The sequence below is a fragment of the Streptococcus vicugnae genome, from assembly GCF_016461705.1.
In the GTDB taxonomy this organism is placed as follows: domain Bacteria; phylum Bacillota; class Bacilli; order Lactobacillales; family Streptococcaceae; genus Streptococcus; species Streptococcus vicugnae.
In genome coordinates, this window is the sequence record NZ_JAEMHW010000001.1 from 291,986 (window position 1) to 314,405 (window position 22,420).

The window sequence follows — 22,420 nt, forward strand, 5'->3', positions numbered from 1 at the left end:
GTGGTAATATAAACTAACCTATATTGTTAGATGTTAGAAAAACTAACAAGAAAATCTTATCTTTGAAAAGGAGACAAGTGTGGCACTTATTGAATTTAAAAACGTTGAAAAATACTACGGGGACTATCATGCCCTTAGAAATATTAACTTAGAAATCGAGAAAGGACAGGTCGTAGTTCTTCTTGGCCCATCAGGTTCTGGTAAATCAACTCTTATCCGAACAATGAACGCACTCGAATCAATCGAAACAGGTAGCTTAAAGGTTAATGGTCATGAATTAGCTAACGCTTCTGCTAAAGATTTGGTTCAACTTCGTAAAGAAGTTGGTATGGTTTTCCAACACTTCAACCTTTATCCTCATAAAACTGTGTTAGAAAATGTAACCTTAGCACCTATTAAAGTCCTAGGAAAATCAAAAGAAGAGGCTGAACAAATTGCCGAAAAATTCTTAACTTACGTTAATATGTGGGATCGCAAGGATTCATATCCTGGCATGCTATCAGGTGGTCAAAAGCAACGTGTCGCTATCGCCCGTGGTTTGGCAATGCAGCCAGAACTTCTACTCTTTGACGAACCAACCTCAGCTCTTGACCCTGAAACTATTGGTGATGTTCTTGCTGTCATGCAAAATCTTGCTAAAGAAGGCATGAATATGGTTGTTGTTACCCACGAAATGGGCTTTGCTCGTGAAGTTGCTGATCGTATTATTTTCATGGCTGAAGGACAAATTCTCGTTGATACAACCGATGTTCAAGGTTTCTTTGATAATCCTACAGAGCCACGTGCTAAGCAATTCTTGAGCAAAGTCATTAATCACACCAGTGATAATGTCTCTCAACAATAAGGAGGCTCTTATGAAGAAAAAAATTTGTTTAGCCGTTCTAGCTAGTCTCTCATTGCTCTTTATGAGCTTTTTCACTGCTTCAAAAACTTTTGCTGATACAACATCTGAGCAGATTAAAAAAATCCAAGATGCTGGCGTTCTTAAAGTCGGTGTCAAACAAGACGTCCCAAACTTCGGCTATTATTCAGCTGAGAGCGGCAAATATGAAGGAATGGAAATTGATTTAGCGAAAAAAATCGCTAAGACACTTGGTGTTAAAGTTGCTTACACAGCTGTTACAACTCAAACTCGTGAAGCCCTTCTTGATAATGGACAAATCGATCTTTTGATTGCCACTTATACAATTACTGATGAGCGTAAAGCTTCCTATGCTATTTCAAATCCTTACTATTATGACGAGATTGGCTTTTTAGTTAATACAGGTAAAGGTTTAAAAACAATCTCTGACCTCTATGGTAAAACTATCGGAGTAGCTCAAGGTTCAACAACTAAACTGACAATTGAAGAATACGGAAAAGCACATAACTTAAAATTCAAATTTGTTCAACTTGGTTCTTTCCCAGAACTCGCTATTTCACTTCACGCGAAACGTATCGATGCTTTCTCAGTTGATAAGTCAATCTTGACTGGTTATGTCAGCAAAAAAACTGCCATTATAGATGAAGGTTTCAATACTCAAGAATACGGTATCGCAGCTAAAAAATCTAACCAAGCAACCATTGATTATGTCAATGACTTGCTAACCAAGTGGAAAGCTGACGGTAGCCTGCAAAAGCTTTATGATAAATATGATTTAAAACCTGCAAAAGCAGAGAATAATTAAGAGAGGAGAATTGACATGTTTTTATTAACAACCGCAGCAGCGAGTCCATTTGCCCTCTCACGTTGGGCAGATTTCTTTGCCAACTTTGGTGAATTTGTTAAGGGCTTCCTATACACTTTAGGGATGTCTTTCTGCGCTTTGCTTTTAGCCTTTGTACTCGGAGTTATTTTCGGAGCTATGTCATCATCAAAAAGCAAAGTCTTGAAAGCTATTGCTCGTGTTTATGTAGAAGTCTTTCAAAACACACCACTTTTGGTGCAATTTGTTTTCGTCTATTATGGTCTTGCCATTATGACTAATGGTCTTATCATGATTTCAACATTCTTTACAGCAGTCCTTTGTGTTGGACTTTATCACGGGGCATACATCGCCGAAGTCATTCGCTCAGGTATCGAAGCAGTTCCAAAAGGACAAACAGAAGCCGCACTATCACAAGGATTCACTTATAGTCAGACCATGAGTTTGATTATCCTGCCACAAGCTGTGCGTACTATCTTGCCACCACTAACTAACCAAGTGGTTAACTTGATTAAAAATACTTCTACTGTTGCTATCATTTCAGGAGCAGATATCATGTTCACAGCCAAAGCTTGGGCTTACGAAACAACCAACTATGTTCCTGCATTTGCTGGTGCAGCACTCCTTTACTTCATCATGTGCTTCCCACTAGCAACTTGGGCGCGCCACAAAGAAGAAGAAAACAAAAAATCATATTCACTTTAGGAGGAGAATTAAATGTCAGTATTAACACCGACCAACCTTAGCTTCATCCTCCAAGGATTGTGGCTAACCATTTATATTTCATTTATTTCCATTGTACTCTCAACGCTTATCGGAACAGTGCTTGCCGTCATGCGAAATGGAAAAAATCCTGTACTTCATTTGATTTCAAGTATCTATATTGAATTTGTCCGCAATGTACCAAACTTGCTTTGGATATTCATTATTTTTCTTGTTTTCCAAATGAAGTCAACACCTGCTGGTATCACAGCCTTCACTGTCTTTACCTCTGCTGCTCTTGCAGAAATCATTCGTGGTGGTTTAAATGGTGTTGACCATGGACAAACAGAAGCTGGTCTAGCTCAAGGAATGACAAACTTCCAGATTTTTATCTACATTGTCTTCCCACAAGCTTTTCGTAAAATGTTGCCAGCTATCATTTCACAATTTGTTACAGTTATTAAAGATACTTCACTTCTTTATTCTGTTATTGCCATCCAAGAATTATTTGGTAAAAGTCAAATCTTGATGGGACGCTATTTCGAAGCCAGTCAAGTCTTTACCCTTTATGCTCTTATTGCTGCCATTTACTTTGTGATTAACTTTAGCATTTCAACGATTTCTCGTCGCTTAGCTAAAAAATGGGAAAAAGCAGCCGAATAAAACAACAAAAAGCTCCAGCTTTAAAGCTGGAGCTTTTTTATTGGAATAAAGTAAGCAAATAGCTAAGTCCTTTGTAACCAATAATCGTATAGAGATAGAGTGTGACAGGTTTTGTAATCAGGAAAATCGTAACGAATTTCTTAAACGACATTTTCGATAGCCCAGAAACCATGCAAAGAAAGTCATCTGGGAAACCAGGTAGAGCAAAAGCAGCTCCAAGAATCATCGCATAAGATTTCCCGTTATTCTTATCCAAATAACCAATATACTTATCGTAAGTCTCTTGGGAAACAAAAGCCTTCACAAATGTTTCTCCGTAACGTCTCGCTAAAGCAAAGGCGATAAGAGAACCAATAAAGATACCGGTGAAGTTATAAACGAATCCCCAAATCGGACCAAAAGCAATATAACCAATCACACTGGTCATCCCACCAGGAACAATTGGATAAATCACCTGAACCACTTGCAAAGCCATAAAAATCAGCGGTGCAAAGAGGCCAAGATGTCCTAAATAACTTTGGAAAAGCCCGCCAACTTGGAAGTAAGCTGGGTGCTGTTTGAAGAAAATAAACAAAGCAATGGAGATAATAAATCCAATTCCAGTTAAAATCTGAATGTATTTTCTCTGTGATCCTGTTTCTGTCATCGCATCCCCTCCCTTAATTGTCGTAGTCTTATCGTCGCCAACTGATGAGTTTTAACCCAAATACTTCTAAAAGGTAACTAATCAAAGCAAGTGGCAAAACGATTAATAGCAATATATACATAATCTTCTTTTTCATTCTGATATTACATTCAATTCAGCAATAAGATTGAATTCCTCTTTCATTTCATTCTTTACCAATACCAAGCCAAGGCTTATTTTTTCTTGTAGTGTCGTTCGATGATAGAACCTGAAGAAGCATTGATGACATAGCTATACTTTCTTGTCTTTGTCTCCAACTTAACCTCATAGGTAGCCACTAAACCAAGACGCTTTTTTGAAAATTTTTGTAACTGAACGTTCTTACTTGTAACCCCAGCATTTCGGTAAGCAATCTGACTGACATCATTAATAGTCAGATGATAACCAACTTGATTATAGGCATATGCTCCTAAACATAGCAAAGCTGATAAACCAAGCAAGATAAGAGCTAATCGATACTTCTTAAATCTCTTCATCTTTTCCCCGCTTCAATATTGTAATCATATTATAACGAAGATTACTTGAGAAAGCATGGAGAAAGTCTCGAAAAGCTGTGGCAAAAGTGTGGCAAATTTCCCCTAAATTTAGTTTATCGTATTTTCAATTTTTTCCTCTTACAGAATCGTAAGAAACTTGAAAGAAAAAATGCTTGCCAGAAAAAATCTGACAAGAATTTTTAGTTCTGACGTAATGGAAGAATAATGCTAAAGGTTGTTTTCTTCTCAGTAGACGTCACTTGAATGCTGCCATGGTGACGGTCAATGATTTCCTTTGTGATAGCAAGACCAATTCCAAAATGTCCACCTTCACCTTTATAAAAACGTTCGAAGATATGCGCTTGATCCTTATCAGAAATTGACTCCCCATCGTTTGACAAACTAATTTCAAGAGCTTGATCACTTAATCGTTTACTTGAAACCCACATCGTTGTTTTAGCATAACGAACTGCATTTGATAGGATGTTGGTTACGGCACGCTCAATTAATTTTTCATCTGCTTCAATGTCCAAGCAATCTGAGGCAAATTGGTGTTTAAAAACTAATCCACGTGCATCTGCCTTAGCTTTCAAATGCCAGCTAACATCATAGAGCAAATCAACCATATTGAACTTTTCCAATTTCAAAGGCTGCTGAGCAGATTCCATTTTTGACAAGGTTAAAATATCATCTACCAGCTCTGCCATTTTTCGACTTTCATCCAAAATGACACTGGCAGCTTCCCGATTATCAGCAGCCACTCCTTCCTTGATAGCTTCTGCATAGCCTTGAATAGACATGAGCGGTGTACGCAATTCGTGAGAAGAATTTTGAAAAAAGAGTTGCTGACTACGTTGGTTCGCATCAATCATATCATTCATTTTATCAACCGTCTGCCCAACTTCATTAAACTCTCGATAAGCAAAATTTTCTGGCTGCAAATTGCTTTCACGATTACCAACTCGTAAAATATAAGACTTCAACGCCCCAAAATGCTTATCTAATTTACGTGATGTCAAGAAAATGGTTATGATAGCAATCAAACCAACAATCACCATAAGAGAAAGCAAAAGGTAGTTGATATAGGTTTCAAAATCAGCAATCGGAGTAACATTAGCAAAAACAAAAACATAGTAATTCTGTGCTTGGCTATCATCACTATCTTGTTTAATATAGCTTTCGGAAAAAGTACCTGGATATTCTTGCATCTTAACCATGTAAGTTGAATCATAGACTTTTACTTTTCTAAAATGCTGTGTACTATTATCGAATTCATCATTAAACCAGTCAATATCTTTATTATCTGAAAAATAATCAATCACCTTCTCAGAAATTTGCTTTTCAGATAAATCATAGGTCGATGCTGAAATATATTTGATGTCAAATTTATCATCCACAATGGCATAAGTTGTCTCAAAAATATTACCATCAGAAATCTTTGGCAAATCCTCTCCAACATAAAGAGCATCAAGGATATCATATTGATTTTGAACAGCGGAGAACGCCTCTTCAGCTAAAAACAGCTTTAGTAAACCATTAAATACTAATAAAATAATTGCAAAAGAAGTAATTAAAATTGTTAGTGGCTGTAAAAACAAGGTTGTCCGAAAACGTGACTGCCACTTTTTCCTCTTCAAAAGCTGACCTGACTGTTTAATCTTTTTTGATGAGTTTGAACCCATAGCCCCAAACCGTTTCAATAAGGACATGACTCTCAACCCCTCTCAATTTTTTACGCAAGCGTTTAATGGTGTCATCTGTCACACGTGTTTCGACATCACTCTCATAGCCCCATACTTGGTGCAAAAGGTCATCACGTGAAATGGCTTCCTCACTATGCGACATCAACACTTTCAAGAGCTCAAATTCTGTATTGGTTAGCTTGATGTTTTTTCCTTGATAACTAGCAGAGCGGTCTTTGTCCGAAAGAATCAAACCTTCATAGGTTAATTGTTCTGCTTCTTCATTAACCCCATCTTTTGTTGCTGGTTGGCGAGCTAAAATTGCTTTAACGCGCAGGCTCAATTTTAAAGGTGAGAATGGTTTAGTAAAGTAATCATCAACCCCAGCTGAAAAGCCCTTCACAAAATCATCATCACTATCACGCGCGGTTAAAAGAATAATCGGCACCTCAGAGCGTTTGCGCAACATAGCCGCAATATCAATACCACTTGTTCCTGGCATCATAACATCAAGAATAACCACATCTGCTGCTTCTTCCATAAAACGCAAAAGCAACTGGTCACCTGTTTCAAAGACTTCAACTTCTAAGCCTTGATCACGCAAAAATGAAGCAATCAAATCACGAATATTCTTCTCATCATCTGCTACATAAACCTTTGCCATAGAACACCTCAACTTGCTTATTTTCTTACCTTCATCATACCATAATTCCTCTCAAAAGCTCCAAAGCTAGCTAAACTTGCCACAAAAATCTTACAATTTGAGACCCCGTTTTTCCTTGATTTCCCTAAAAAAGTAAAGTAGAATTACCCTGACCTAGTAAGAATTATTAGATTTTTTAAGTATTAGATTTCAGGAGATAGCAAAAATGGATGAAAAAATGATAGCAAATAAGATTTCTGGCTTATCAAGCAAAGAGGTTGAAGAACGTCTAAAAAATGGTCAAAATAATAAAATGGTCGACGAAAATGCAGCAACAACAGGCTCTATCATTCGCCAAAATATTTTTACCTACTTCAATTTAATCTTTGCCATTATCAGCTTATTATTGATTATCGCTGGTTCTTTTAAAAGTTTAACTTTTTTACCTGTTATCATCATTAACATTATCATCGGAATCGCTCAACAACTGCGCTCTAAAAAAGTATTAGACCAGCTGAATGTCATTTCAAAATCATCCTACCAAGTTATCAGAGATGGTAAATACCAATCTGTCCCTATTGATGAATTGGTGCTTGATGACATCATTTTACTAGATGAAGGAAGACAAATTCCTGCCGATGCCACTTTAGTCGACGGGAAAGTCTCTGTCAACGAATCTCTTCTAACAGGTGAAGAAGATGAAATTGAAAAAGTAATCGGTAGTGATTTAAAATCAGGTAGCTCTATCATCTCAGGAAAATGCCTCGCAAAACTAACCGCAGTCGGAAACGATTCATATGCCGCCAAGCTAACGCAAAAAGCTAAAGAAGTCAAACACAAAAAAACAGATATGATTCGTGCTATCGAAGGCATCATCAAATTTGCTGGAATTATCATTATCCCCATTGGTATCACCTTATTTAGCCAATCGCTATTTTTAAATCACAAAACATTTAGTGACAGTATCGTGTCAACAGTCGGCGCTCTAATTGGTATGATTCCTGAAGGACTTTATTTATTAGTAACTGTTGCTCTTGCTATCAGTGCAATGAAATTAGCTAGAAAAAAAGTTTTGTTACACGATATGAAAAGTATTGAATCTCTAGCTCGTGTTGATATCTTATGCGTGGATAAGACAGGAACCATCACAGCCAATAAAATAACCGTAACGGACCTTATCTTACCTGAACATGTCACTCAAACAGACTTAACCGCTAACCAAGAAATTCTTTCTAAATACATCAATACTATCCCTGATTCTAATATTACAATGTTGGCTTTACGAGAATATTTCACCTCAAAAGAAACTTTTAAAAATACTGAAACAACCCCATTCTCATCCAAAGTCAAATATTCTCAAATCAAAACAGAAAATGCCACTTATCGTTTGGGAGCTCCAGATATCTTACTGAGCCAAGAAAAGCTAGAAATAAATCAATCCAAACTCACTCAATATGCCTCAGACGGTAAACGCATCTTAGCTTTAGTTGAAATGACCAAAGACAATGCCGTACCACTTTTATTTGTAGCTATCAGAAATGATATCCGAGCAAACGCTAAAGAAATTTTTTCATTCTTCAATGAAAACGACGTTGCCATTAAAGTCATCTCTGGTGATAATCCTATAACCGTTTCAAAAATTGCCAACCAAGCAGGAATTTTAGATTCAGAAAACTACATCGATGCCAGTACTTTAAAAACTAAGGAAGACATTGAAAAAGCTGCGTTATGTCATACTATTTTTGGACGAGTGACTCCCGAACAAAAGAAAGATTTGGTGCTTGCCTTCAAAAAGAACAAATACAAAGTCGCAATGACTGGAGACGGTGTCAATGATATTTTAGCGATGAAAGAAGCTGATTGCTCTATTGCAATGGGAAGTGGTAGCGAAGCAGCTCATCAAGCAGCCCAAGTGGTCTTGCTTGATTCAGATTTTTCAAAAATGAAAGATACTGTCTCTCAAGGTCGCCAAATTATTAACAACATCACTCGTTCAGCAACCTTATTCTTATACAAGAATATCTTTTCAATGTTGCTAGCTATCTTTTCAATCATTACGATTTTTACTTATCCCCTTGCTCCTACCCAAGTCTCTCTCATTTCAATGTTTAATATTGGAATTCCAGCTTTCCTATTGTCGTTGGAAACAAATACTGCCAAAAAGAATCAAAACTTTTTAAAAGAAACTATTTTGACTTCTTTGCCTGCTTCGCTGACTTCATTTTCAGCGATTGCTTGTCTGGTTGTCTTTGGTCAATTGTTCGATATTCCTCAAGGAGATATTGGGATTGCGAGCACTTATCTTCTGGCTGTTGTTGGATTCTTGATTTTAAAAAATGTTTCAAAACCACTTAACAAGTATAAATTTTCTATTTTTATCGCTTGCTTTTTAGGCTTCATCATTTGCTACCTCAATCCATCGCTACGCTCATTATTCATGCTAAATGAATTCAGCAACGAAAGCATGGTGCTTTGCCTTATTTTTGCTCTTGCAGAGGTGACTGTGATGAGAAGTTTAACCTTCTTACTTGAAAAAGTCCCAAGCATTCTTTCTAAGTGGCGATCAACTATTAAAAAGATGCTCGCTGATTAAAGCGGCATCTTACGAATGTTTGCGTAACTCTTTTCGAAATCTTTGAATCAAACCCTTCACCATTTTATAGCTGCTACGTCCTTGATTAGCGTAGTGGCCTTTTTTATTAAAATAGCTGCGCTCCCAGTCTACGTGACGACGACGTTTAATCCAGAGTGGAGCACGAAAAGCATTTCCTTGATTAGCTAAAATGTGTTTACGAAAAAGAGGATCATGACGTTTTATAGCTGCTACGTCAAGCTCATAATGCCTTTTATCATTGTGATTAGCATAATTAAAACTAGCACCATTAATAATACCATTGTGGGTCTGACCTTGAGGGTCAATTTCATTAGCAAATCGTCCCTTGCTATCAAGGATAAATTCCGTGTGAAAAGCCATCAAGATTTTAAAATTAACTGGCAATTCAAACCCTAAGATCGCTCGTTTAGGGGCTTTATTATGAAGACGAGCTGATTCCGTCAAATCAAAATCAAATTGTCTTCGCCAAAAACGACGCTCTCTTTTACCTTTTAAATAGGCCAACAAAGACAACCAATCCGTTTTCTCAGGGAAATGTACTCGAACCCACTGAGCTTGATAGGCAGAAATAACATAGCGAAATTGATGAACCTGGTGAGCTAATAAGGTATCCTCTGCCATATCTTCTCTTGGAAAGGCTAATTGTACCACCTCTGCTAATTCACTCCAAAAAGAATGATCAGGAGCTAGGTCATCTGAAAAATGATTTATCAACTGACGCGTCTGAGCAACTTCTCCTGATAATTCTAAAGGCATATCAGCTATTGTCATCAGTTCTCTTAATACTTGTTTTGCTTGATTACTAGTAGTTACAGCTTTGCTCTGATTCCAAAATAGGAAAAAGTCTTTATCTCCGATTTTCATAGGTCAATTATAGCACATTACAGTGCTAACACCTCTTTTAAGGTGGCTTATGATAAAATTACTATAGATAGAGGGGAATTTATGAAGACGTTAACAGAACAAGCTTTTGCTCAAGCTTTAAAAGAGATTATGACTGAAAAATCTTTTGATAAGGTCACTGTCACTGAACTCGTCCAACGCTTAAAGGTCAACCGTCAAACCTTTTACTATCACTTTAATGACTTATATGACCTTTTGGAACAAATCTACATTTCTGATGGTGAACAAATGATTGGAGACAATCGAACTGATGATTCATGGGAAAAAGGGATGCTAGCTATTTTTCATTATATTCAAGACAATAAAGCTTTTGTCTGCAATACCTACTACTCAGTTAATCGTAATTATTTAGAGCATTTTTTGTATGATCGTGCTTATGAATTAATCAAACCAGTCTTAGAAGAAAAAGGACTTGACTTAACCCAAGAAGAGGTCGAGTTTCGAGTACACTTTTATAAATATGGCTTAGTTGGTTTTATTTTAGATTGGATTGATTCAGGCTTACAAGAAAATCCCAAGCAACTAGCACATCGAATTTACCACTTGCTTGAAAAACTTTAACTAGACAATTTGGCAAATATGTCAAAATTTTAGACAGGGTGTTCACCCTGTCTATTTCATTTTCATCATAAAAGCGCTTTAATGAAAATAATCATAGAAAAGGAGTTGACACCTATGTATTATTCTAATGGAAATTACGAAGCTTTTGCTCGTCCTAAAAAACCTGAAAATGTCGATCAAAAATCAGCTTATATTGTCGGTAGTGGTTTAGCAGCTCTTTCAACAGCTGTTTTTCTTGTTCGCGATGCACAAATGCCTGGTGATCACATTCATATCTTAGAAGAATTGAAACTACCTGGTGGTAGTATGGACGGGATTAAAAATGACCGTTTAGGTTATATTATCCGTGGTGGACGTGAAATGGAACCTCATTTTGAAGTTCTTTGGGATTTATTCCGTTCGATTCCTTCACTTGAAAATCCTGAAAACTCCATCTTAGATGAATTTTATTGGTTAAATAAAGAAGACCCTTGTTATGCTAAAACACGTGTTATCCACGACAGAGGGAAAGCTATTCCAGATGATGGTCAACTAACGCTATCAGAAAAAGCCATCAAGGAAATTATCTCATTAATCTTAACGCCAGAAAGTAAACTGGCAAATGTACAAATCGACCAAGTCTTTACAGATGAATTTTTTAAATCTAATTTTTGGCTTTATTGGTGTACTATGTTTGCCTTTGAACCATGGTCAAGTGCCATGGAAATGCGCCGTTACCTCATCCGCTTCATTCAACACGTTGGTTGCCTAAAAAATCTTTCTTCTCTTCGTTTCACAAAATACAATCAATACGAATCATTAATTTTACCGATTGTTCATTACTTGACAGAACATGGTGTTGACTTTAGCTATAACACCACAGTAACTAACATTCTAGTCAATCGTAAAGGACAAGATAAAGTTGCTACAAAAATCGAATTAACCAAAGATGCTCAAGCAAAAGAACTCTTCTTAACACCAGATGACCTTGTCTTTGTCACTAATGGTTCAATCACTGAAAGTACTACATACGGTGACAACGAACACCCTGCTCCTGTTGAACACGATCTAGGAGCTAGCTGGGAACTTTGGAAAAAATTGGCTGCGCAAGATGATAGTTTTGGTCATCCTGAGGTCTTCTGCCAAAATATCCCAGATGCTAACTGGACCATTTCAGCTACTATCACTTTTAAAGATAAACGCATTGCTCCATACATCGAAGCTGTCAACCACAAGGACCCTTATAGTGGTTCCATTGTAACCAGTGGTCCAACAAGCATTAAAGATTCTAATTGGCTCTTAGGCTATTCTATCAGCCGTCAACCACACTTTAAAACTCAAAAAGACAATGAACTAGTTGTTTGGCTTTACCCTCTTTACACAGACCGCAAGGGTAATTTTGTTGACAAACGTCCTGACCAATGTAGTGGTAAAGAACTCTGCCAAGAATGGCTCTACCATATAGGTGTCCCTGAAGCTGATATCAAAGATATAGCTGAATCTGCTTCGACTATTCCATGTCATATGCCTTACATCACCACTTATTTCATGCCACGTGGTTTAAATGACCGTCCACTAGTTGTTCCAGAACACAGTAAAAACCTTGCCTTTATTGGTAATTACGCTGAAACTCCAAGAGATACCGTCTTTACAACCGAATATTCTGTAAGAACTGCTATGGAAGCCGTTTATACCTTACTTGACGTTGACCGTGGGGTACCTGAAGTCTTTGCTTCAGCCTTTGATGTTCGCATGTTACTCAATGCCCTCTACTATCTAAATGACCAAAAATCATTAGCAGAAATTGATATTCCTTGGACTGAAAAAGCTGTTCTCAAAGAAAGCCTCAAGAAAATTCACGGAACATACATCGAAGAACTCCTCAAAGAATATCATTTATTGTAAAGTTTTATAGCAAAGTTTTTATCACTAAAATAGCCCCTCGATTGAGGAGCTATTTTTTTAGATTTTCACATTTACTTTTCCTAGCTTAATAAATATTGAAAGTGACTTTTCCAGGAATTTTATTAGCTTTACAATTAGAAATAATGTTATTTCTAGTATTGTTAACAGCATTGCAGATAGATGATTGACTAGATGATGATGGTGTACTTACTGAACGACCAGCAGGTAATTTATCACCACTCTTACCAGAAAATCCTTGAACAGCTGTCCAACCTTTGATTGACAATGGTTGAATGTAATAGTTATAACCATTATCAAATGCCACACAGTGATCAAAATAACCTGTGACAGAACTATTATTGTTATCAAATCCTTTTTTAGCCTCATCAAAAGCAAGACAATATGATAACTTACGTGTGACACTTGATTTTGAATTTACCGAACCAAGCTTGAAGCCATTCGGATTACCATCAAAAGAATTTCCTGTCCATGCTGAAAGACTAATCGTACCAGCATCTGTTTTTATGAAATTACCCGAAGGTAAAGCAAATTTACCATTAGCAAAATTGGAAGTAAATGAGGCATCTTGAGCTTTAATTAATTGCACTAAATGAAGATTTTCATCCAGAGCATTTTTATGATCAAAATCATATTTCCCAGTAAAGACATCGGGATTACCATTGTTCCAAACGGCACAATTTGTGTAAGTAATATCAGGTGTAACATCCCCTGCTTTATCAAAAGAATCCCATCCATCATCAGAATTATCCCAAGCATAACAGTAAGTAAAAGTATTACCACTACCTGCACCTAATTTTGGAGCAAAACCATCAGCATTACCACCACGAGTATAAACATCACAATTACGATAGCTATAAACTGCCTCAATTGTGTTTTGATAAGCCCCTGCAGTCACCTGCAAGCCTGCATCATTATTGTATCTAACAATACAGTTAGAAATCCTGTTATTGCCTGCAGTTTTACCTTTAATTTGAATGCCGTTGTCAGGTGCGTGTTCGATAATCACATTTTGAACTGTGTAATTAGAACCCGAAATACGAACACCTACAGCAGCATCTGACGATGCTTTTCCTACATATTTAGCCATAAAGTCTGAAAAATCAAGCTCCGGATAAGACCCATCCGCATTTTGCACACCAATTATTTGGACATTAGCATTTGTTTTTGAAAGGGCAATTTGACCATCACAAGCAATTTTTGTCCCTTTCACATAAATCTTACCTCCACCAGCTTTTTCCGCCTTTGAAATAGCAGAGCGAAGGTCATTATAAGTTGATACTGTCACTGCGTTAGAAGCTGCTAATGAAGAGGAGATTAAGCTTTCATCAGAGCTTTCTGTATTTGACAGATCAACTTCAGTAGTATCACTTGAACTACTGATTTTCTCAGTTTCTTGACTCTCAGTAACTTCATCATTGCTTGCAGATTCAACCTGGATACTAAATAAATCAAGGCTATTACCTTTAGCATATAAATAGAGCTCACAAGCTTCACCAGAGTAAACATAGCTTTCCTCGCTTACTGCTGTGCCCGCAGTCATAGTGGTTAGTTCTTGACCTTGAGCATTAGCTAAAACAAGATGACTCACTTCAGTCTCTGAGTCACTTTTCAAAATGACTGTGATAACATCCTTATCAGATACTGAGAATTTAAGTGAACCATTTTCCTGATTACCCTCAGCATTTAATTGCAAAGCTGATGAATAATCTGTCCCTGAAAGATTTGCCGTTTCTGATTTAACAGCCATAGAAGACTCGTTAGCTGCTAAGATAGTCAAACCAGCAATTGTTTTTTCAGAAGTCATTTGGCCCAAATCTTTAAATTTTTGGTCACTAAAATTCCACGATAAGACAGAATCGGCTTTAACAATTACAGGTCCTAAATTGGACAATATAGCTGATAAAGCCAGCAATAAACTAAACACCAGAATTAACGGGTGTTGTTTTAAGTTTCGCATTCTTTAACTCCCCCTTTTTGCGAACGCTTTCTATATTTTATCACCTTATCCTTGACTTCCCCTTTTTTTGCAAATATGGAAACGCTTTTATTTTTAGATACAAAAGAAGCCCCTAAACGGGACTTCTTTACCGAATTTATTAGAAGCAAAAGAATTATTCAGCATCTGGACGTGATTTACGAGCGATATCAGCTAGGATATTTTCAACAAACTCATCAATTGATTCAGTGTGAGTTTGTTTGCTACCGTAGCGACGAACGTTAACAGTCTTATCAGCCATTTCTTTATCACCAACGATCAATTGGTAAGGAATTTTCTTAGTTTGGCTTTGACGAATCTTAAGTTGCATTTTTTCGTTACGTTCATCAACGTCAACACGAACACCTTTATCACGAAGAACTTTAGCTACTTCCCAAGCGTAGTCAACGTGAGCTTCGTTAGAAACTGGAATTACAGTTACTTGGTGAGGAGCAAGCCATGTTGGGAATGCACCTTTGTAGTTTTCAATCAAGATAGCTGTAAAGCGTTCCATTGTTGAGATAACACCACGGTGAATCATAACTGGACGGTGTTCTTCACCATCAGCACCAATGTATGTCAAACCAAAACGTTCTGGAAGAAGGAAGTCAAGTTGGATTGTTGACAATGTTTCTTCATTACCAAGAGCTGTTTTCACTTGGATATCAAGTTTAGGACCGTAGAAGGCTGCTTCACCTTCTGCTTCAAAGTATTCAACACCCATTTCATCCAAGGCAGCTTTCAACATTGATTGTGCATTTTCCCACATTTCATCGTCATCATAGTATTTGTGAGTATCTTTAGGGTCACGCAATGATAGACGGAAACGGTAGTCAGTCAAGTTGAAATCTTCGTAAACATCGATAATCAATTGAAGAGCTTTTTGGAATTCTTCTTGGATTTGTTCAGGAGTTACGAACAAGTGACCATCATTAAGTGACATTTCACGAACACGTTGAAGACCTGACAAAGCACCAGATTTTTCGTAACGGTGCATCATACCGATTTCAGCGATACGGATTGGCAATTCACGGTATGAGTGCACGTGGTGTTTGTAAACTTGAATGTGGTGTGGACAGTTCATTGGACGAAGAACGAATTCTTCACCATCACCCATGTCCATTGTTGGGAACATGTCTTCACGGTAGTGATCCCAGTGACCTGAAGTTTTGTAAAGATCAACTGAAGCCAATGGTGGAGTGTAAACGTGAAGGTATCCTGATTCAACTTCTTTATCAACGATGTAACGTTCCAAAGTACGACGGATTGTAGCACCATCTGGCAACCAGAATGGAAGACCTTGACCAACTTCTTGAGAAATCATAAACAAATCAAGTTCTTTACCAAGTTTACGGTGATCACGTTCTTTAGCTTCTTGACGTTGTTTAAGGTAAGCTTTAAGGTCTTTTTTATCGAACCAAGCAGTACCGTAAACACGTTGCATCATAGCGTTATCGCTATTTCCGCGCCAGTAAGCACCAGCTACGTTCAATAGGTGGAAGACTTGGATACGACCAGTTGAAGGTACGTGTGGGCCACGGCAAAGGTCAGTAAATTCACCTTGAGTATAAACAGTAAGTCCGCCTTCATCTTCACCATGTTCTTCGATCAATTCAAGTTTGTAAGGATCATTTTTGAACAATTCACGCGCTTCATCGATAGAAATTTCTTTACGAACGCATGGAAGGTTTTCCTTAACGATTTTTTTCATTTCTTCTTCGATACGAGGAAGGTCTTCATCAGTGATTTGACCTGATGTGTTATCAGTATCGTAGTAGAAACCATTCTCGATAGCAGGACCTACACCAAGGCAAAGATCTGGGAAAAGACGTTTTGCGGCTTGAGCAAATAGGTGAGCTGCTGAGTGACGTAAGATATCTAGAGCATCTTCGTGATCAGGTGTTACGACTTCAATGCTACCATCTTCAGTGATTGCACGAGTGGTATCAATCAATTCTCCGTTAAATTTACCAGCCAAAGCTTTTTTAGCTAGTGAATTACTAATACTTTGAGCAATTTCAAAAGTTGTTACTCCAGATTCAAATTCGCGCACAGCGCCATCTGGAAAAGTAATTTTAACCATACTATTCTCCTTTAAAAGATTAACATTGTTGAACATTCCTTTTTGGGAACCAGGTAAAAGGAATGTGATGAGTTTACAAGAATTTTTTCCCGAGATAAAAGAAAAACGACATCCCAAAAGGACGTCGTAACGTGGTTCCACCTTCATTTATCTACGACAAAAAAGAGTCGTAAACCTCAAATCAGCTATATCGTAGCTACCGTTTTATGTTTGCATAAAAAGCAAAGGAAGTAGTATTGAATCAGCCAATCTTGCGCCCTTCTCACCAACCGGCACTCGCTCTAAAGATTGAACCCTGTTCAACTTGTCTTCGATAGTTATTATAACACGAATTTTTTATTTTTCAAGAATTTAATCAAGGAAATCTCGAATCGAATTAATCAAGCGTTTTGGAGCCTTAAAAACTTTCGCAGATGTCTTAACCGTTGCTTTAGCTGCTTCTGCTGGTAATTTAATGGCAGAATGCGCTAATTTAACAGAAGTTTTCTCTTTTTGGCCACGAACTGTCAATGAAAATTTTTCTTTTTTCTTGTTCTTAGCAGAAATCAAAACATCCAAATAAAACGCATAAACTGATTTACCAAAATGTTCAGCAGAGATGGCATACATTTTAGCTTGATAAGCTTTATCATCCAAAGCTGGTGTATTTTTAATGGCATCTAAGATAGCATTTGCCAAATCTTCTTCCTGGTAAAAGAGAGTTCCAAACATCTTTTGATCAATGATATCATCCAAGTAAGGATTTCCGTGCGCAATAACTGGCGTTCCACTAGCAAGACTTTCCGTATAAGTCAAACCTTGTGTTTCACTGGTTGAAGCTGAGATGAAGAAATCAGCTGCTTTGTAATAAATAGCTGTTTCATCATGTGGCACCATACCAGTAAAAATCACATTGTCTTCAATATCAAGTTCTTGAACCATTTCTTTCAAGTCTGACAAAAATGGTCCGTCACCAACAATCACTAGTTTTACACGGTCATTTTGAGCTAAAACATCTGGAAATTGTTGAACAATTGCTTGAATATTTTTTTCGTAAGAAATACGTGACAAGCTAAGCAGCATTGTTTCATCTTCTGCAATGCCAAGTTGCGTACGAAGATTATTGGCATCTTCCTTGGTGATATCCTTACGTTCGTATTCTTCCACACGAATACCTGTTGGGATTACGCGTTTTGGAATTTTAATATCATATCCATCAAGAAGATTTAGAACAATACGAGACGGGCAAATAACACCATCCAAATCATTCATATAGCCACGCATGACGTATTTGACCATACCTGGTTTGATGATTTTTCCTTTAGCAATATACCCTACATAGTCTTCATATTGTGTGTGATAAGTGTGGACTACTGGGATACGAAGAGCTGCAGCAATCATTTTTCCAAGCATTCCAACACTAAATTCCGTTTGGGTATGAATAATATCTAGTTTATATTGTTTGGCAATTTTATAAGACGAAATCAATCCACGATAAACAATGCGGCGATCTGTAAATGAAATAAAAGGCACACTAGGAAGTCGGATAATCGTTGGATCTTCATAGCGTTTCACCGCTTTATCTGTGGTTGTAAAAATATAGACCTCGTGTCCTTCTTTTTCCAACTCTTCCTTGAGGGTACAAATACTCGTTGCTACCCCAGAAACTTGAGGAAAATATGTGTCCGTAAAAAGACCAATTCTCATTTTACAACTCCATTACTTTGTGATAAACATCAATTAATTCATGAGCAACTTTATCAATGCTACGACTTTGAGCAATATGATAACCTGCCTCTTGTTTTTCGCTATTTCCTGATAAAACCTTGCGAAGGGCTTTAACAAAACCAGGAACATCTTGTGCTAACTCCGCACAGCTACTGTCAACCCAGCCGTGATAAACAGGAATATCTCGCAAAACCACATGTTGGTGACTAGCAAGTGCTTCAAGAACGACAATTCCTTCTGTTTCCTCACGACTCGGGAAGAAGAATGCATCTGCCCCACTCATAGCACCTTCAAAAACATCCCCTTTAATGTAACCAGCAAAAATCACATTGTCGGGATGCTTACGTGTCACAATGCTTCGTACTTTATGAGGAATAACCCATTTATTAGTCTCACCGAACCAAATAAAACGCACATCAGGCATTTGCTCTGCTACTTTAACAAAGTCATCAATACCTTTTCGCATGAAATAAAGCCCTGCACAAATCACAACTTTTTCATCCGATTTAATTCCAAAATGACGTCTAAAGGCTTCTTCTTTTTCCGGTTTTGGAACATATCGTGACAAATCAATTCCATTTGAAACGGCATAAATCGGTTTTTCAACCCCATAGCCACTAATCAATGATTTTGAGTATTCAGTCGGTGTAATAATAGCATCCGCATTATTATAAAAATGACAAAGATACCATCTAAAAATTGGTGATACTAAATTAGAGCCGATAAAAGAGTCGCGAAAATCTTCCTCGGTAGAATGACCATGCATCAACACTTTTTTACCCGCTTTTTTGGATTTTTTCAATAATTTCCAACTCTTAAAACCATAAGTATTGATATGAACCAAATCATAGTCATCGTTTGGATTTGTTGTATAATCTTGGCCAACCATGCTAAGAGCACGCTCTTGGTGCTTGATGGCGCGGCCAATTCCTGATTTTCTTAAATAATTTTCGGCTTCCAAATACAGTAAAACTTTCATAATTTCTATTATAGCTTATTTTGTAATTTTTTTCACTAAGACTAAAAAAAATCAGCCCCAAGGCTGATTTTCTGATACTATCCTGTTTTGGATTATTGACGTGTTGTTCCACGCAATTTAAGACCATGATTAAGAATGATTTCTTTTTCTTCAAGCTCTTCTTTGTTCATGATTTTTGTCAACATACGCATGCTGACAGCTCCAAGGTCATAAACTGGTTGACTGATTGAGCTAAGATTTGGTCGTGTGTATGATGTAATTGGTGAATCATTACTTGTAATGATTTCAAAGTCTTCAGGAACTTTTTTTCCTGCTGCAAACAAACCGTTCAAAAGACCTGCAGCCAATTCATCTTCAGCTACATAAGCAGCTGTAGCACCAGAATTCATGACACGTTGAGCCAATTCGTAACCATCTTTGTAGTTGTAGTTGGCTTCAAAAACAAGTCCTTCTTTGAATGAAAGATTGTTCTTTCCAAGTCCTTCTTTGTAACCTGCAAGACGAACTTTTCCGTTAATGTCATCAATAAGTGGTCCTGAAACAAAGGCAATATCTTTGTTATTTTTAGCCAAAATATCAACAACATCAGCCACGGCAGCTTTGTAATCAATATTAACACTTGGAAGTTGGTGTTCTAAATCAACTGTTCCTGCTAGAACCACTGGTGTGCGTGAGCGAGAGAACTCTGCACGAATTTTTTCAGTTAAATGGTGTCCCATGAAGATAATACCATCCACTTGTTTTGCAAATAAAGTGTTAACAACATTAACTTCTTTATCGTCATCTTCATCACTTGACGCAAGAACGATATTGTATTTGTACATTGCTGCAATATCGTCGATACCTTTCGCTAAGATTGAAAAATAGCTATTAGCGATATTTGGAATAACAACACCAACTGTCGTAGTTTTTTTACTTGCCAAACCACGAGCAACTGCATTTGGACGATAGTCTAAACGGTCAATAACTTCAAGGACTTTTTTACGAGTGTTTTCCTTTACATTTTTATTGCCATTTACAACACGACTAACTGTTGCCATTGAGACGCCTGCTTCTCGTGCAACATCATAAATTGTAATCGTATCATCAGTGTTCATTATTGGACTTCCTTTCTATTTGAAAATTTCGCTTTCACAAATATTTTAGCACCTTTTGGAAACACTTTCAAGTGCAAACTTAGAATTTTTGAAAACTTTTCATATTTTGAAAACGTTTAATTCATATTTTTTTCCTAACTTTAAATAAAAATGATAAAATCGATAGCTTTCCTATCAATTTGTGCTATTTTTCTGTCATAAGTCCAACAAAAAAAGGGGGTTTTCAGAGACTTTTAGCCTATTTCTATGAAAATTAAGTATCTTTAATTTTTTTGTATCAAGCTCTTGATTTTTTCGTCTTTTTTTGAAAAAATGGGGATAATTAGAAAGAAGGTTTCTCATGTCAAAATTAGATCAAATCCGTTCATACCTTACTCAAGAAAAAGCAAATATTGCTGTTTTCTCTGATCCAGTTACTGTTAACTATCTAACAGGCTTCTACTGCGAACCACACGAACGTCAAATGTTCCTTTTTGTATATAGCGATCGTGAACCATTCCTTTTTGTCCCAGCACTTGAAGTTGCACGCGCTAGCCAAATCGTAAACTTCCCTGTTTTTGGTTACGTTGACTCTGAAAACCCTTGGGAAAAAATTAAAAATGGTCTTCCATCAACTGAAAGTGCCAAAGTCTTTGCCGAATTCGACAACCTTAACGTCACAAAATTCCAAGGCTTGCAAACTGTTTTTTCTGGACGCTTTGTAGACTTAACACCATTTGTTCAAAAAATGCGCCTCATCAAATCGCAAGACGAAATCGATAAAATGATGGTTGCTGGTCAGTTCGCTGATAAAGCTGTTAAAGTTGGTTTCGATAACATCTCACTTAACAACACTGAAACTGACATTATTGCCATGATTGAATTTGAAATGAAAAAACAAGGTGTTGAAAAAATGAGTTTCGACACTATGGTCTTGACTGGTAATAATGCCGCTAACCCACACGGTATCCCAGGCACAAACAAAATCGAAAACAATGCTTTGCTTTTGTTTGACCTTGGAACAGATATGCATGGTTACGCTAGTGATATGACTCGTACTGTTGCCGTTGGTAAACCTGACCAATTCAAAAAAGACATTTACAACTTATGTTTAGAAGCTCACATGGCAGCTCTAGAGTTCATCAAACCTGGTGTTCTTGCTAGTGAAGTGGATGCTGCTGCTCGTAAAGTCATTGAAAAAGCAGGTTACGGTGAATACTTCAACCACCGTCTTGGACACGGTATTGGTATGACATGTCACGAATTCCCTTCAATCATGGAAGGTAATGATATGGAAATCCAAGAAGGTATGTGTTTCTCAGTTGAACCTGGTATCTACATTCCTGGCAAAGTTGGTGTTCGTATCGAAGATTGTGGTCACGTCACAAAATCTGGCTTTGAAGTCTTCACACACACACCAAAAGAATTGCTTTACTTCGAAGGATAAAACAATTAATCACACAAAAATTCCCAGTCTTTCTGGGAATTTTTTTATTGCAGGAAAAAGCAATTGCTGTTAAAATGAGCCTAAGAAATCCCAAAAGAGGTTCTTATGTTTTATAAAACAATGACATATTGTCCTGAATGTGGACATCCTTTAGAAAAGAAATTCCTAGAACATGAGGGGGATATTCCTTACTGTTCCCAATGTGATAGTTTTCGTTTTCCAGTCTTTAACACTGCAATTAGTGCCATTTTATTCAACGAAACTCACGATAAAATTCTCCTGATTAAGCAGTATCAAATGACAGAACACATCTTATTGGCTGGTTATGTATCACAAGGGGAAAACGCTGAAACAACTCTAGCTCGAGAAATAGACGAGGAGTTGGGATTGCAAGTCAAATCGTTAACATTTAATGCTAGTCAATACTACGAACGTAGCAATTCTCTTATGATTAATTTTGCTGTGACAGTAACTGGGGAAGTCACACCCAACCATGAAATTGACGATTGGGATTGGTTTAGCATTTCAGAAGCCAAAAAAGCCATTAAAAATGGTTCACTAGCAGAAAGTTTTTTACTAGAATTCTTAGATAAAGAGCAAAAGAGACTGGGATAAAAATACCCAGCTTCTTTGT

The 22,420-nt window shown here is 37.2% G+C and carries 19 protein-coding genes; 9 read left to right on the plus strand and 10 right to left on the minus strand.

Annotated elements, in window-relative coordinates; all coding sequences use genetic code 11:
* Positions 1 to 79: 79 nt before the first annotated feature.
* From JG537_RS01405 to JG537_RS01420, 4 genes are read left to right on the plus strand one after another with little or no spacing between them, the layout of a single operon-like run.
* Entirely contained in the window at positions 80 to 844 is a 765-nt protein-coding gene (locus JG537_RS01405; protein ID WP_074564150.1) for an amino acid ABC transporter ATP-binding protein, read from the plus strand.
* A gap of 10 nt (positions 845 to 854) precedes the next feature.
* Positions 855 to 1,667 carry a transporter substrate-binding domain-containing protein gene (locus tag JG537_RS01410; protein WP_199542731.1) on the plus strand — a complete coding sequence of 271 codons (813 nt, stop codon included), beginning with the start codon at positions 855 to 857 and terminating at the stop codon, positions 1,665 to 1,667.
* Positions 1,668 to 1,682: 15 nt separating this feature from the next.
* Positions 1,683 to 2,390 (plus strand): amino acid ABC transporter permease, encoded by a 708-nt coding sequence (locus JG537_RS01415; protein WP_074564153.1) that lies wholly within the window; start codon positions 1,683 to 1,685, stop codon positions 2,388 to 2,390.
* A gap of 12 nt (positions 2,391 to 2,402) precedes the next feature.
* Complete coding sequence (locus JG537_RS01420; protein ID WP_006532766.1) at positions 2,403 to 3,050, plus strand: amino acid ABC transporter permease; 648 nt, start codon at positions 2,403 to 2,405, stop codon at positions 3,048 to 3,050.
* Between the two features lie 37 nt (positions 3,051 to 3,087).
* Here JG537_RS01420 and JG537_RS01425 read toward each other — a convergent pair whose 3' ends face one another.
* From JG537_RS01425 to JG537_RS01440, 4 genes are all read right to left on the minus strand, one after another.
* Positions 3,088 to 3,696: a TVP38/TMEM64 family protein gene (locus tag JG537_RS01425; RefSeq protein WP_199542734.1), complete on the minus strand. Its 609-nt coding sequence runs from the start codon at positions 3,694 to 3,696 to the stop codon at positions 3,088 to 3,090.
* Positions 3,697 to 3,908: 212 nt separating this feature from the next.
* On the minus strand, positions 3,909 to 4,211 hold the full coding sequence (locus JG537_RS01430; RefSeq protein ID WP_132869003.1) for a hypothetical protein: 303 nt from the start codon (positions 4,209 to 4,211) through the stop codon (positions 3,909 to 3,911).
* 200 nt (positions 4,212 to 4,411) lie between these two features.
* Complete coding sequence (locus JG537_RS01435; RefSeq protein WP_199543595.1) at positions 4,412 to 5,893, minus strand: sensor histidine kinase; 1,482 nt, start codon at positions 5,891 to 5,893, stop codon at positions 4,412 to 4,414.
* Positions 5,865 to 6,557 (minus strand): response regulator transcription factor, encoded by a 693-nt coding sequence (locus JG537_RS01440; RefSeq protein ID WP_199542736.1) that lies wholly within the window; start codon positions 6,555 to 6,557, stop codon positions 5,865 to 5,867. Before JG537_RS01440 ends, JG537_RS01435 begins: the two co-directional genes overlap by 29 nt.
* 205 nt (positions 6,558 to 6,762) lie before the next feature.
* Between JG537_RS01440 and JG537_RS01445 the strand changes: the two genes are divergently transcribed.
* Complete coding sequence (locus JG537_RS01445) at positions 6,763 to 9,129, plus strand: HAD-IC family P-type ATPase (protein WP_199542738.1); 2,367 nt, start codon at positions 6,763 to 6,765, stop codon at positions 9,127 to 9,129.
* A 9-nt stretch (positions 9,130 to 9,138) separates the two neighbouring features.
* Here JG537_RS01445 and JG537_RS01450 read toward each other — a convergent pair whose 3' ends face one another.
* A complete protein-coding gene (locus tag JG537_RS01450) occupies positions 9,139 to 10,014 on the minus strand; it encodes a DUF3114 domain-containing protein (RefSeq protein WP_199542740.1) in 876 nt (291 codons plus the stop codon).
* Positions 10,015 to 10,095: 81 nt separating this feature from the next.
* On the opposite strand from JG537_RS01450, the gene JG537_RS01455 reads away from it, so the two are divergent.
* Together JG537_RS01455 and JG537_RS01460 are read left to right on the plus strand one after the other, a co-directional pair.
* Positions 10,096 to 10,614 (plus strand): TetR/AcrR family transcriptional regulator, encoded by a 519-nt coding sequence (locus JG537_RS01455; RefSeq protein ID WP_074481411.1) that lies wholly within the window; start codon positions 10,096 to 10,098, stop codon positions 10,612 to 10,614.
* 114 nt (positions 10,615 to 10,728) lie between these two features.
* On the plus strand, positions 10,729 to 12,498 hold the full coding sequence (locus JG537_RS01460) for an oleate hydratase (RefSeq protein WP_199542749.1): 1,770 nt from the start codon (positions 10,729 to 10,731) through the stop codon (positions 12,496 to 12,498).
* An 85-nt stretch (positions 12,499 to 12,583) separates the two neighbouring features.
* Here JG537_RS01460 and JG537_RS01465 read toward each other — a convergent pair whose 3' ends face one another.
* The 5 genes from JG537_RS01465 to ccpA all read right to left on the minus strand — a co-directional run bounded on the left by JG537_RS01465 (position 12,584) and on the right by ccpA (position 20,360).
* Positions 12,584 to 14,476, minus strand: coding sequence for a right-handed parallel beta-helix repeat-containing protein (locus tag JG537_RS01465; RefSeq protein WP_199542752.1), 1,893 nt, complete (start codon positions 14,474 to 14,476; stop codon positions 12,584 to 12,586).
* A 154-nt stretch (positions 14,477 to 14,630) separates the two neighbouring features.
* Positions 14,631 to 16,577 carry a threonine--tRNA ligase gene (gene thrS, locus JG537_RS01470; RefSeq protein WP_199542759.1) on the minus strand — a complete coding sequence of 649 codons (1,947 nt, stop codon included), beginning with the start codon at positions 16,575 to 16,577 and terminating at the stop codon, positions 14,631 to 14,633.
* A 351-nt stretch (positions 16,578 to 16,928) separates the two neighbouring features.
* The gene (locus JG537_RS01475; protein ID WP_199542762.1) at positions 16,929 to 18,263 is read right to left on the minus strand and encodes a glycosyltransferase family 4 protein; all 1,335 of its coding nucleotides are present in this window, start codon (positions 18,261 to 18,263) and stop codon (positions 16,929 to 16,931) included.
* A 1-nt stretch (position 18,264) separates the two neighbouring features.
* Positions 18,265 to 19,263, minus strand: coding sequence for an LTA glycolipid anchor biosynthesis glycosyltransferase, IagA/BgsA family (locus tag JG537_RS01480; protein ID WP_199542765.1), 999 nt, complete (start codon positions 19,261 to 19,263; stop codon positions 18,265 to 18,267).
* A gap of 92 nt (positions 19,264 to 19,355) precedes the next feature.
* The gene (ccpA, locus tag JG537_RS01485; RefSeq protein WP_132869361.1) at positions 19,356 to 20,360 is read right to left on the minus strand and encodes a catabolite control protein A; all 1,005 of its coding nucleotides are present in this window, start codon (positions 20,358 to 20,360) and stop codon (positions 19,356 to 19,358) included.
* Between the two features lie 340 nt (positions 20,361 to 20,700).
* Between ccpA and JG537_RS01490 the strand changes: the two genes are divergently transcribed.
* Entirely contained in the window at positions 20,701 to 21,786 is a 1,086-nt protein-coding gene (locus JG537_RS01490) for a M24 family metallopeptidase (RefSeq protein ID WP_199542768.1), read from the plus strand.
* Between the two features lie 105 nt (positions 21,787 to 21,891).
* Complete coding sequence (locus JG537_RS01495; protein WP_132869685.1) at positions 21,892 to 22,401, plus strand: NAD(+) diphosphatase; 510 nt, start codon at positions 21,892 to 21,894, stop codon at positions 22,399 to 22,401.
* Positions 22,402 to 22,420 lie beyond the last annotated feature (19 nt).